Below are 12,420 nucleotides of genomic sequence, written 5' to 3' on the forward strand. Positions count from 1 at the left end.
GGGTGGGGAGCCGCACTCTCCGCGATCGGTTGAACGCCGAGCACCGAGCACCGAGCACCGAGCACCGAGCACCGACCGTAGAGCAGCGAGCAGCGAGGTGGATCACCGGCTGCCGCCCGCCCGCCGACCAGCGCTCACCGGCCACCGGCCACCGGCCACCGGCCACCGGCCAGGGGGCACCAGGGCTACGGGGTCGGCGCCTCGTCCATTCCCGTCTCGTCCATTCCCCTCTCGTCCGTCTCCGCTTCGTCCATTCCCGCCAGGACCAGCGGCAGCCGGTCCGTGCCGGTCGCGGTGAGGTGGACCGGAACGCCCCAGTCCTGCTGGTGCACATGGCAGGCCGGATACGGGTTCGCGGGATCGTCGTCGCAGGACGCGGCCATCGCGGAGACGTGCAGAACGCCCTGCGGAACGGCCGGGTTCAGCTCCAGCGTGCGGGACAGCTCCGGGTCCGCGCCCGCGCCCTTGAGCAGCAGTTCGGGCGGGGTGGCGGAGACCAGGAGGCGGGTCGAGGGACCGTACCGGGTGTCCAGTTTCTGGCCCGCGGGGGCCTGGAAGACGACGTCCAGGCGGAGTTCGCCGGGTACGACATCGGTGGCGGCCCGCTGGGTGCGGTGCGCGACGCCCGCCACCCGCACCGCCTCCTCCGGCAGCCGCAGCCGGGTCAGCCGGTGCCGGGCCGACTCCACGACCAGGATGTCCGCGCCGTCCTCGCCGGCCAGGACCGCGTCGCTCGGCTCCCGCAGGTCGGTGGCGAGGGTGGTCACCTCGCCGGTCGCCGGGTCGTAGCGGCGCAGGGCGTGGTTGTAGGTGTCGGCGACCGCCACCGAACCGTCCGGGAGCGCCGTGACACCCAACGGGTGCTGGAGCAACGCCTGCTCGGCGGCCCCGTCGCGGTGGCCGAAGTCGAACAGACCGGTGCCGACCGCGGTGTGCACCTGCCCGTCGAGGTCCACCCAGCGCAGCGCCGAGGTCTCGGAGTCGGCGACCCACAGCCGGTCCGCGGTCGCGGCCAGCCCGGACGGCTGGGCGAACCATGCCTGGTCGCCCGGCCCGTCGACCAGACCCTCGTTGGTCGTGCCGGCCGCGACGGCGACGGTGTCCGCGGCCGGGTCGTACACCCACAGCTGGTGCACGCCGGCCATGGCGATCCACACCTTGCCGCCGAACAGCGCCACGTCCCAGGGAGAGGACAGATCGACTTCGCGTGCCGGGCCGGTGGCCGCCGAGCCCTGCCACCACTGCTTCCCGGTGCCCGCGAGGGTGGTGACCGCGCCGGAGGCCAGGTCGACGCGGCGCAGCGCGTGGTTCACGGTGTCCGCGACGACCACGGAGGACTCGTCGAGCAGGGCGAGGCCCTGCGGCTCGTTGAAGGTGGCGGCCCCGGCGGCGCCGTCGGCGAAGCCGCGCGTGCCGGAGCCGATCCGGCGTACGACGGTCTCGGCGTCCTCGGCCAGCTCCACCAGCTGGTGCCGGGTGGTGTCGCTGACCAGGAACGTCCCGCCGGGCAGCGGCAGCGCCTTGCCGGGAAAACGGAGCACCGTCGGCTCGGGCTCGGGCGGCACGTACGGTCCGTCGCCGCGGCGCAGCGTCCCCTTGGCCGCGTGCTCGGCCTCCAGTTCCGCCACGAGCCGTTCGATGGCGTGCGCGTGCCCCTCACCGGCGTGCTGCGCGACGACGTACCCCTCGGGGTCGATGACGACCAGGGTCGGCCACGCGCGCACGGCGTACTGCTTCCAGGTGGTGAGTTCCGGGTCGTCGAGGACCGGGTGCTCGACGCCGTACCGCTCGACGGCGTCGACGACGGCCTGGTGCTCGGCCTCGTGCACGAACTTCGGCGAGTGCATGCCGATGATCACCACCGTGTCCCGGTGCTTCTCCTCCAGCTCGCGCAGCTCGTCGAGGACGTGCAGACAGTTCACGCAGCAAAATGTCCAGAAATCAACAATAACGCACTTACCTCGCAGGTCGGCGAGGGTAAGTTCTTTGCCTCCGGTGTTCAGCCAGCCGCCCTTGCCGACCAGCTCGGGGGCGCGGACACGTGCACGCTTGGCCATGCTCAAACCCAACCACACCGCCATCCGTCCTGTTCCCGGAGGACCGGCTCGGCCCATCGGCCTACCGGCGGCGTCGGGACGCCGCCGCCGGGGAAGCCGTAGGGACATGAGATTCCTCGTACGCGACCGGCTCCTCGGCATCGGCGACGACTACTGGATCGAGGACGAGCACGGCTCCAAGGTGTTCCTCGTCGACGGCAAGGCGATGCGCCTGAGAGACACCTTCGAGCTGAAGGACAGGCAGGGGCGCGTCCTCATCGACATCCGGCAGAAGATGCTCGCGATCAGGGACACGATGCTGATCGAGCGGGACGGCGGGCCGTTGGCCACCATCAGGCGCAAACGGCTGTCCCTGCTGCGCAACCACTACCGGGTGGCCCTGGTGGACGGCACGGAACTCGACGTCAGCGGCAAGATCCTGGACCGGGAGTTCGTCGTCGAGTACGACGGCGAACTGCTCGCGGTGATCTCCCGGCGGTGGCTGCACCTGCGGGAGACCTACGGCGTCGACGTGGTGCGCGAGGACGCGGACCCGGCCCTGCTGATCGCGGTGACGGTGTGCGTGATCCACCTCGCGGAGAAGGAGCGGGAGAACGGTTAGGCGGGAGGGGGAGCACGGTTGGGCATGGGCAGCGGGGCGCGGACCGGAAGTCCGGCGGGAGCGGGCCGGCGGGAGCGGGCCGGTCAGGACAGCGGAGGGCGCCCGGGCGGTTCGAGGCCGAGGACGCGGTCCTTCAGGGCCGGGAACTGTTCGCGGGTCGTGCCCACCTTCGCCGGGTCGAAGTCCACGGTGAGGACCTGCTCACCGGCGCCCGCCTCGGCCAGCACCTCGCCCCAGGGGTCCACCACGATCGAGTGACCGGCCTGGGGAACTCCCGCGTGTGTCCCGGCCGTTCCACACGCGAGTACGAACGCCTGGTTCTCGACCGCCCGCGCCTGAGCCAGCAGCGTCCAGTGCGCGCGGCGGCGCTCGGGCCAGCCCGCCGGGATCACCAGGGTCTCGGCGCCGGCGTCCACCAGTGCGCGGAAGAGTTCGGGGAAGCGGAGGTCGTAGCAGGTGGCGAGGCCGAGGACCGTCTGCGGCAGCCGGACCGTCACCGGCTCCCGGCCGGCGCCCATCAGCACGGCCTCGCCCTTGTCGAAGCCGAAGCGGTGGATCTTGCGATAGGCCGCGGCCAGGTCACCGGAGGGGGAGAAGACGAGAGACGTGTTGTAGAGGGGGCCCTCGGGGTCCCGTTCCGGGACGGAACCCGCGTGCAGCCAGACGCCCGCGTCGCTCGCGGCCTTCGCCATCGCCTCGAAGGTCGGTCCGTCGAGCGGTTCGGCCTCGGCCGCGAAGTCCTCGTAAGCGAAGGCACCCGTCGTCCACAGCTCGGGAAGCACGACGAGGTCCGACGCCGACTGGTCGCGTACCAGCGCGGCCACGCGCCGTCGACGGGATTCGACCGGTTCGCCCTCTTCTACGGCGATCTGGATCAGCGAGGCGCGCACACTACCACCGTTCTGGCATTCGAGCCGTCCACACGGGCCTACGATCGTCACACGAAAGCACTGCCGGGGTGCCTCACAGCAGCGTAACTTGGGGGTCCCCCCTGTTCGAGCGAAGCCGATAGCTTGGGGGAGTTCCGAGACACCCGCCGTCCGCCGCCTCCCACAGGCAACCCCGCCATCCACCACCCGTGTACCGACCGCCGAGGGGTCCCGTTTCCCGTGAGTCTGCATCCCACCCTCCAGCCCTACGCCGACGCCTGGACCCACTCCATCGAAGCGATATCCGAGCTGGTGCAGCCCCTTGTCGAGGGCGAGTGGAATCGGCGGACCCCCTGCCCCGGCTGGTCGGTCCGTGACGTCGTGTCGCACGTGATCGGCCTGGACTGCGAGATGCTCGGGGACCCGCGCCCCATCCACTCACTGCCCCGCGACCTCTTCCACGTCACCAACGAGCACCAGCGTTACATGGAGATGCAGGTCGACGTCCGGCGGCACCACACGGCGCCGGAGATGACCTCCGAGCTGGAGTACACGATCATCCGCCGCAACCGGCAGTTGCGCAACGAGTCCCGGAAGCCGGGCGCCGTGGTGCGCGGCCCGCTCGGCGCGGAGATCACGCTCGAAGAGGCCATGCGGAACCGGGCGTTCGACGTGTGGGTGCACGAGCAGGATCTGCGCACCGCCCTCGGCCTGCCCGGCAACCTCGACTCGCCGGGCGCGCAGGTCGTCCGGGACGTGCTGCTCGCCGCCCTGCCGAAGATCGTCGCCCACGACGCGGGCGCCCCGCGCAGCTCGGCGATCGTCTTCGACGTGCACGGTCCCATCGAGTTCCTGCGCACCATCCGCGTCGACATCCAGGGCCGCGGCACCCTGGAGACCGCCCCCGCCCTCGGCCCCGCCGCCACCCTCGCCCTGGACTGGGAGACCTACTTCCGCCTGGCCTGCGGCCGGGTCGCCTCCGAGGCGGTCGCCGACCGGGTGAAGACGGAGGGCGACCCCGAGCTGACGACGGCCATCCTGCGCCACTTCGCGGTGACGCCGTAACCCCCTGACGCGTGGCGCACGATGCCGGGCACGACTCAGCGCACCCGGTGCCCGTCCGCGCCGCCGACCGCCCGCCCGGTGCCCGTCCAGGCCACCGCCCGATATTCGGTGTCCCCGCGTGGACCAGGCGAATTAGCGTGCCCGGCATGACCGACACCCAGCGCAACTCCGATGACGCCCGGGACGACGGCCGCGGGCACGGCGACGGAAACGGCGACGGCCGGCGAGCCGGCGGCGGTGCTGCCGATGGCCACCCACCCCTCCCGCCCCGGCTGTCCCGGCTCACCTTCCACGGTCCCCTCTCCGAGGCGCGGGCCGGCGGGATGGTGGCGCGGCTCGCCCGGACGGCGCCCGCCACCGTGCTCGACATCGGCTGCGGGTGGGGCGAGTTGCTGCTGAGGGTGCTGGCCGCCGTACCGGACGCCCGCGGCATCGGGCTCGACCTCCGCGGCGAGGACCTGGCACGCGGGCGGCGCAACGCCGCGGCCCGGGGGCTCGCGCACCGTGTCGAGTTCGTCGAGGAGTCGGCCACCGGGACCGGGCGCGGGCCCGCCGACCTGGTGCTGTGTCTGGGCGCCGGCCAGGCGCTGAGCACGGCCGAACCGCCCGGGCACACCGCCGAGTCGCTGCGCGAACTGCGCCGGCTGGTCGCGGACGACGGCCGGGTGCTGCTCGGCGAGGGCTTCTGGGAGCGGCCCCCGACGTCCGCGGAGCTGTCGGGCATGTGGCCGGACGCCTCGGCCGACGACCACCACAGCCTCGGGCGGCTCCTCGACCTCGCCGTGGCGGCGGGGTTCCGCCCGGAGTGGACGGAGGTCGCGAACACCGATGAATGGGACGCGTTCGAGTCGGCCTACCAGGCGGACGCCGAGGTGTGGCTCGCCGGACACCCGGGCCATCCGCTGGCGGCCGGGACCCGGGACCGGCTCGACCGGCACCGCGCCCAGTGGATGAACTACCGCGGCATCCTCGGAATCGCCTACCTCACCCTCGTACCGGCCCGCTGACCCGAGAGGACACGGGGGCGGGCACGGACCCGCAGGAAGAAGGGGGCGTATCGGCGCCGCTCCCGCCCACTAGGAAATCTTGATCGTGTCGAGCTGACCGCCGGACGGGGACGAGCAGGAGACCGGAGCGTCCTCGGTGGTCTGGCACCGCCAGATGATGTCCTGCGGATTCCGCACATCGAACGTGAGGGATACGTTCCCCTGGAATTTGTTCGAACTGTCGGCGATGGAATAGATGGCCCCGGTCACGCCGAGGGTGGGCCAGAACAATTGGCCATTGCCGTTCAAAACCGTTTGGGTGTCCGGTGCCGGGTCGAAGTCACCGATCTTTTCGGCGAGTGTCAGCGTGTAAGCAGTGGTCGTTACGCCTACGCGAAAGAACGGCAATGCGGGATCGGGCAGGCCGACCCTGTTGCTCGCGGAATTGATGCTGTGCTGAGTTCCGGCTACGTGTCCGCTTCCGTTCAGCACGTCGCGGCAGGCGTTGATGCTGTTGTGGCCCGCGTTCTGGATGATGCAGGGGCGGGGGCCGTCCGCCGTACCCTCCGCGTGCGCGGACGCCGCTCCGGCAGTTGCCGCGGCCATTGTCGCGAGAGCCGTCACGCCGGCGCCGATCATTTTCTTCATCGCCCTGCCTCCACCGTTGCTCGAACCTGGAAATACCCTAGGTCGCCCGTTGTCCGGAATGGCATGAATAGGCTGACAGAGGGCATGTCCGACCGTTGGAAGTACGGACATACCGGCGCCGGTGAATTTCATAGGGTCATGAGTTACAGATTATGGAATTATGGGTTGTGGATTACAGGCTGCCGGTCATGAATTACCGGGCATGACGTTGCGTGCGATGACATCCACGTAACGCTGTGCGCGGTCGGCGAGCCGTCTCAGGCGGGGACGTGCACCGTCTCCACCCGGCTGGCGACCAGCCGTTCCCGCTCCCGGCGCGCGGCCCGTCTGCGCAGCCGCAGTATCTGACTCAGGCCGACCGCTTGCAGGACGAACACGACCGAGAAGGCGGCGGCGAAGTTGTCGTCGGTGGCGTCGAGCAGGACACCGATCGCGAACAGGGTGGTCATCGAGGCCACGAAGCCGCCCATGTTGGTGATCCCGGACGCCGTGCCCTGCCGCTCCGGCGGGTTGGCGGGCCGGGCGAAGTCGAAACCGATCATCGAGGCGGGGCCGCAGGCGCCCAGCACCGTGCACAGCACCACCAGCAGCCACATCGGCGCCCGTTCGGCCGGGTAGAGGAGGGTCGCCGCCCAGATGAAGGCGGTCGCGGCGGCCGTGCCGAGGGCCAGCGGCAGCCGTGCCGCGTGGTGCCGGGCGACGATCTGGCCGTAGACCAGCCCGACCATCATGTTGGACAGGACGACGAGGGTCAGCAGTTCACCGGCCGTGGCGCGGCTGAGCCCCTGCGCCTCGACCAGGAAGGGCAGCCCCCACAGCAGCAGGAACACCATCGCCGGGAACTGGGTGGTGAAGTGCACCCACAGGCCCAGCCGGGTCCCGGGCTCCTGCCAGGACGCGGCGATCTGCCGGCGTACGTAGGCGGAGCCCCGGTGCGGGAAGGGTTCCGGCTCGTGGCCCTCCGGGTGGTCCTTCAGGAACAGCAGCACCAGGACGAAGGAGACGGCGCCGGCCACGGAGCTGCCCGCGAACGCCGCGGTCCAGCCGACACTGTGCAGCAGCCGGGCGAGCACCAGGGTGGAGACCAGGTTGCCCGCCATCCCGACCAGCCCGGCGAGCTGGGCGACCATGGGACCGCGGCGGGCCGGGAACCAGCGGCTGCCCAGCCGCAGCACGCTGATGAAGGTCATCGCGTCACCGCAGCCGAGCAGCGCGCGCGAGGCGAGCGCGGTGCCGTACGACGGTGACAGGGCGAAGCCCAGCTGGCCCGCCGTGAACAGCACGGCGCCCATGCCCAGCACCTTCTTGGTGCCGAGCCGGTCGACCAGCAGGCCCACGGGTATCTGCATGCCCGCGTAGACGAGGAGTTGGAGGATCGAGAACGTCGACAGGGCGGAGGCGTTCACGTGGAAGCGGTCGGCCGCGTCCAGACCCGCGACGCCCAGCGACGTACGGAAGATCACGGCGACGAAGTAGACCGAGACGCCTATGCACCAGACCGCTATCGCGCGGCGACCGCCGGGCGGGTCGCCCGGGAGGGTGGCGTTGCTCACCGCACCTCACCCCGGGCGAGGTGCGAGAACCAGCTCACATGCCGGTGCACGACCTCGACGGCCGCCTCCGCGTCTCCCGAACGCAGCGCGTGAAGGATCTCCCCGTGCTCGGCCAGGGTCTTGGCGATCCGGTCCGGGTGGGAGTGCAGCACCGCGACGCCCATCCGCAACTGGCGGTCGCGGAGCTGGTCGTAGAGGCGGGAGAGGATCTCGTTGCCGCCGCTGCGCACGATCTCGGCGTGGAAGCTGCGGTCGGTGACCGCGGCGGCGGCCAGGTCACCGGCGGCCGCCTGCTCCTTCTGCTGCGTGAGCAGTTCGGACAGCCGCTCGACCAGCCCGGGCGGAGCGGGTACGGCCTTGCGCGCCGCGTGCTCCTCGACCAGCAGCCGGGTCTCCACGACATCGGCGATCTCCTGCGCGGAGACGGGCAGCACCAGGGCGCCCTTCTTCGGATAGAGCCGGATGAGACCTTCCACTTCGAGCCGCAGCAGCGCCTCGCGCACCGGGGTGCGGGAGACCCCGGTGGCCTCGGCCAGTTCGCCCTCGGTGAGCAGAGTGCCGCCCTCGTAGCGGCGGTCGAGGACGCCCTGTTTGACGTGGGCGTAGACGCGGTCGGCGGCGGGGGGCTGTTTCACGGGAGCGGACGGGGCGGGCGGCGCTGAAGGCATGCGCACAGCATAGATACATCACGTACGCATGACATGTTCCGTCCACCATCCGGACCAGCGCACCGACCGCCTCCCGCGCCCCACCTCGCACGCCCGTCCGGAACACCCGCCTCGGGCGCCTCACCCCGGACGCACTCTGCGGAACCCGGCCGGCACCACCCGACCCGCGCCACCTCGAACCGGACCTCTCGCCCCGCACCCGCACGACCCCACGACCACTCCCCACGCAACCCCACGGTCCCACCCCGTACGACCTCGCAGTCACACCCCGCACGACCCCGCAGTCACGCCCCCGGACGCCCCACAGCCGCACCCCGGAACGCCCTGCGGTCACACACCCCAGCTGCCCGCCACACGCCCTCCCTTCACAGAAAGCTCTCAAAAATATCGGCGTCAGGGCACAACCTTCTGCGGCCTTGAGGTGTCATACACATGCGGCCTTGGCTTTTCGCCACTCAAATCAGGCCGCATATCAGGCGTATTCACTACAAGTCGGGGTACCTAACTTGATAAACGGCATCAAGGGCGTCCGCATGCGCAAGGCCGTCGCCGTCGCCGTCACGTCCGGCGCCATGCTTGCCACCGGAGCCCTCACCGCGGCACCCGCACAGGCCGTCACCGCGCCCTCGATCGTGGCCAAGGGCGGCTACATCATGGACAACGCGAACGGGAAGACGCTGCTCAGCAAGACGGCGGACACCCGGCGTTCGACGGGTTCCACCACGAAGATAATGACCGCCAAGGTCGTGCTCGCGCAGTCAAACCTGAACCTGGACGCGAAGGTCACGATCCAGAAGGCGTACAGCGACTACATCGTGTCGAAGAACGCCTCCTCGGCGCACCTGATCGTCGGTGACAAGGTCACCGTGCGCCAGCTGCTGTACGGCCTCATGCTGCCGTCCGGCTGCGACGCCGCCTACGCGCTCGCCGACAAGTTCGGTTCGGGCACGACGCGGGCCGCGCGCGTGAAGTCGTTCATCGGCAAGATGAACTCGTCCGCCAAGAGCCTCGGTCTGACGAACACGCACTTCGACTCGTTCGACGGCATCGGCAGCGGCGCCAACTACTCGACGCCGCGCGACCTGACGAAGCTCGCCAGCAGCGCGCTGAAGAACTCCATGTTCCGCACCGTCGTCAAGACGAAGAAGTACACGGCGAAGACGGTCACCAAGACCGGCGGGACCCGCACGATGGGGGCGTGGACCAACACGAACACGCTCCTCAACAGCTACAGCGGCACGATCGGTGTGAAGACCGGCTCGGGTCCCGAGGCCAAGTACTGCCTGGTCTTCGCGGCCACCCGGAACGGCAAGACGGTCATCGGCACCGTCCTCGCCTCCTCCAGCGCCACCCAGCGCAGCACGGACGCCACCAAGCTCCTCAACTACGGTTTCGCCCGGCTGGGCTAGGACGCGACCACCGGTCACCGGACGTGGGCTGACGCCCGAGGGCCGACAGCGCCAGACGAAGGGGCCCGCCGCCACCAGCGGCGGGCCTTCGTCGTTCCGGAACCGGCCGGGCGCGTCACGCCCAGGTGGCCGGCCGGGTCACGCCCAGGTGATCAGGCGCTTCGGCTGTTCCAGGACGGCCGCCACGTCGGCCAGCACCTTGGAGCCCAGTTCGCCGTCGACCAGTCGGTGGTCGAAGCTCAGGGCCAGGGTCGTGACCTGCCGCGGCTTCACCTTGCCCTTGTGGACCCACGGCTGGAGCTTGATCGCACCGACCGCGAGGATCGCGGACTCACCGGAGTTGAGGATCGGCGTGCCGGAGTCGATACCGAAGACACCGACGTTGGTGATGGTCACCGTGCCGCCCTGCATCGCGGCCGGACCCGTCCGTCCCTCGCGGGCCGTCGACACCAGCTCGCCCAGCGCCGCCGCCAGCTGCGGAAGGGTCTTGAGGTGCGCGTCCTTGATGTTCGGGACGATCAGACCGCGCGGGGTGGCCGCCGCGATGCCCAGGTTCACATAGTGCTTGAGGACGATCTCCTGCGCCGCCTCGTCCCAGGTGGCGTTGATGTCGGGGTTGCGCTTGACGGCGACCAGGAGGGCCTTGACGACGAGCAGCAGCGGATTGACCCGCAGCCCCTCGAACTCCTTGTCCTGCCGCAGCTCCTCCACCAGCTTCATCGTGCGGGTCACGTCCACCGTCACGAACTCCGTGACGTGCGGCGCCGTGAACGCCGAGCCGACCATGGCCTGCGCGGTCGCCTTGCGCACCCCCTTGACCGGGATACGGGTCTCCCGCGCGCCGTCGTGGCTCACCACCGGGGCGGCCAGGGCGGGGACGGGCGCCGTGGGCAGGGCCGGGGCGGCGGGGACGGGTGCCGTGACGGCCACCGCCGCGTGCACGTCCTCGCGGGTGACGACGCCGTCCGGGCCGGTCGGGGTCACCGTCGCGAGGTCGACACCGAGGTCCTTCGCGAGCTTGCGCACCGGGGGCTTGGCCAGCGGGCGCGGCGACACGACCGGCGCGGCGCCGCCCTGGCCGTTCAGTTCGTTCTGGATCGCCCGGGCGGCCGCCTCCTGGGCGACGGTCTCGGTGCTCTTGCGCGGGCGGCGCCTGGTGGCGGACGCCGCGACGCCGTAGCCGACGAGGACCGGTTTGCGGACCGGTGCCTCCGGCTCCGCCTCGGGTACCGCCGCCTCGGGTGCCGCGGGCCGCTCCGCCTCCTGCGGGGCGGCGGGAGCCGGCACGACCGCGCCGCCCGACACGTCCACCGTGATGATCGCGGTGCCCACGTCGACCGTGCTGCCCTCGGGGAAGCGCAGTTCGCGGACCACACCGTCGTAGGGGATGGGGAGTTCGACGGCCGCCTTGGCGGTCTCGACCTCGCACACCACCTGGCCGTCGGTCACCGTGTCGCCCGGCTGGACGTACCACTTGAGGATCTCGGCCTCGGTGAGTCCCTCGCCCACGTCGGGCATCTTGAACTCGCGTACGGACGCGTCCGTCATCGTCGTCACGACCCTCTCCTCAGTACGCCAGGGCACGGTCGACGGCGTCGAGCACCCGGTCCAGGTCCGGAAGGTACGCCTCTTCCAGGCGGGCCGGCGGATACGGGGAGTGGTAGCCGCCCACCCGCAGGACCGGGGCCTCCAGGTGGTAAAAGCAGCGCTCCGTGATCCGGGCGGCGATCTCCGCGCCCGAACCGAAGAACACCGGTGCCTCGTGCACCACGACCAGACGGCGGGTCTTCTCGACCGACGCCTGGATCGCGTCGAAGTCCAGGGGGGAGACCGAGCGCAGGTCGAGGACCTCCAGGGACTTGCCCTCCTCGGCGGCCGCCGCGGCGGCCTCGTGGCAGAGCTTCACCATCGGCCCGTACGCGGCGAGGGTCAGGTCGGTGCCCTCGCGCGCCACCCGCGCCTTGTGCAGCGGGTCCGGGATCGCCTCGGTGTTGACCTCGGCCTTCTCCCAGTAGCGGCGCTTGGGCTCGAAGTAGATCACCGGGTCGTCGCTCTGGATGGCCTGCTGGAGCATCCAGTAGGCGTCCGAGGCGTTCGACGGGGAGACGATCTTCAGGCCCGCCACGTGCGCGAACAGGGCCTCGGGGGACTCGGAGTGGTGCTCGACCGCGCCGATGCCGCCGCCGTAGGGGATGCGGACCACGACGGGCAGCTTGACCTTGCCCAGCGAGCGCGCGTGCATCTTCGCGAGCTGCGTGACGATCTGGTCGTAGGCCGGGAAGACGAAACCGTCGAACTGGATCTCCACCACCGGGCGGTAGCCTCGCAGGGCCAGGCCGATCGCGGTGCCGACGATGCCCGACTCGGCGAGCGGGGTGTCGATGACGCGGCTCTCACCGAAGTCCTTCTGCAGGCCGTCGGTGACCCGGAAGACACCGCCGAGCTTGCCGACGTCCTCGCCCATGACGATGACCTTGGGGTCCGCCTCCAGGGCGCGGCGCAGCGACTCGTTGATCGCCTTGGCCAGCGGCAAGTTCCTGGTGGCCGTGGTCTCCACTGCCATG

General features: G+C 70.8%; 11 protein-coding genes. 4 read left to right on the forward strand and 7 right to left on the reverse strand.

Annotated features, from left to right (window positions below):
- Positions 1–185: 185 nt before the first annotated feature.
- Positions 186–2,057: an NHL domain-containing thioredoxin family protein gene (locus tag ACFYPJ_RS06205; protein ID WP_389011246.1), complete on the reverse strand. Its 1,872-nt coding sequence runs from the start codon at positions 2,055–2,057 to the stop codon at positions 186–188.
- A 106-nt stretch (positions 2,058–2,163) separates the two neighbouring features.
- Between ACFYPJ_RS06205 and ACFYPJ_RS06210 the strand changes: the two genes are divergently transcribed.
- Complete coding sequence (locus tag ACFYPJ_RS06210) at positions 2,164–2,658, forward strand: LURP-one-related/scramblase family protein (RefSeq protein WP_389011249.1); 495 nt, start codon at positions 2,164–2,166, stop codon at positions 2,656–2,658.
- A gap of 83 nt (positions 2,659–2,741) precedes the next feature.
- Here ACFYPJ_RS06210 and ACFYPJ_RS06215 read toward each other — a convergent pair whose 3' ends face one another.
- Positions 2,742–3,548, reverse strand: coding sequence for a carbon-nitrogen family hydrolase (locus ACFYPJ_RS06215; RefSeq protein WP_389011251.1), 807 nt, complete (start codon positions 3,546–3,548; stop codon positions 2,742–2,744).
- Positions 3,549–3,767: 219 nt separating this feature from the next.
- Here ACFYPJ_RS06215 and ACFYPJ_RS06220 point away from each other — a divergent pair, with 219 nt between their 5' ends.
- Complete coding sequence (locus ACFYPJ_RS06220; protein ID WP_389011254.1) at positions 3,768–4,592, forward strand: maleylpyruvate isomerase family mycothiol-dependent enzyme; 825 nt, start codon at positions 3,768–3,770, stop codon at positions 4,590–4,592.
- A 146-nt stretch (positions 4,593–4,738) separates the two neighbouring features.
- Positions 4,739–5,599, forward strand: coding sequence for an SAM-dependent methyltransferase (locus ACFYPJ_RS06225; RefSeq protein WP_389011257.1), 861 nt, complete (start codon positions 4,739–4,741; stop codon positions 5,597–5,599).
- Between the two features lie 69 nt (positions 5,600–5,668).
- Here the strand turns inward: ACFYPJ_RS06225 and ACFYPJ_RS06230 are convergent, their stop codons facing one another.
- The 3 genes from ACFYPJ_RS06230 to ACFYPJ_RS06240 all read right to left on the reverse strand — a co-directional run bounded on the left by ACFYPJ_RS06230 (position 5,669) and on the right by ACFYPJ_RS06240 (position 8,447).
- On the reverse strand, positions 5,669–6,226 hold the full coding sequence (locus ACFYPJ_RS06230; RefSeq protein ID WP_389011260.1) for a hypothetical protein: 558 nt from the start codon (positions 6,224–6,226) through the stop codon (positions 5,669–5,671).
- Between the two features lie 257 nt (positions 6,227–6,483).
- Positions 6,484–7,779: a nitrate/nitrite transporter gene (locus tag ACFYPJ_RS06235; protein WP_389011262.1), complete on the reverse strand. Its 1,296-nt coding sequence runs from the start codon at positions 7,777–7,779 to the stop codon at positions 6,484–6,486.
- Positions 7,776–8,447: a GntR family transcriptional regulator gene (locus tag ACFYPJ_RS06240; protein ID WP_389011265.1), complete on the reverse strand. Its 672-nt coding sequence runs from the start codon at positions 8,445–8,447 to the stop codon at positions 7,776–7,778. Before ACFYPJ_RS06240 ends, ACFYPJ_RS06235 begins: the two co-directional genes overlap by 4 nt.
- A 506-nt stretch (positions 8,448–8,953) precedes the next feature.
- Between ACFYPJ_RS06240 and ACFYPJ_RS06245 the strand changes: the two genes are divergently transcribed.
- Entirely contained in the window at positions 8,954–9,856 is a 903-nt protein-coding gene (locus ACFYPJ_RS06245; RefSeq protein WP_389011267.1) for a D-alanyl-D-alanine carboxypeptidase family protein, read from the forward strand.
- A gap of 138 nt (positions 9,857–9,994) precedes the next feature.
- Here ACFYPJ_RS06245 and ACFYPJ_RS06250 read toward each other — a convergent pair whose 3' ends face one another.
- Complete coding sequence (locus ACFYPJ_RS06250; protein WP_389011270.1) at positions 9,995–11,413, reverse strand: dihydrolipoamide acetyltransferase family protein; 1,419 nt, start codon at positions 11,411–11,413, stop codon at positions 9,995–9,997.
- Between the two features lie 10 nt (positions 11,414–11,423).
- Positions 11,424–12,419: an alpha-ketoacid dehydrogenase subunit beta gene (locus ACFYPJ_RS06255; protein WP_389011272.1), complete on the reverse strand. Its 996-nt coding sequence runs from the start codon at positions 12,417–12,419 to the stop codon at positions 11,424–11,426.
- Position 12,420 lies beyond the last annotated feature (1 nt).

The organism is Streptomyces sp. NPDC006012 (assembly GCF_042871185.1).
Classification (GTDB): domain Bacteria; phylum Actinomycetota; class Actinomycetes; order Streptomycetales; family Streptomycetaceae; genus Streptomyces.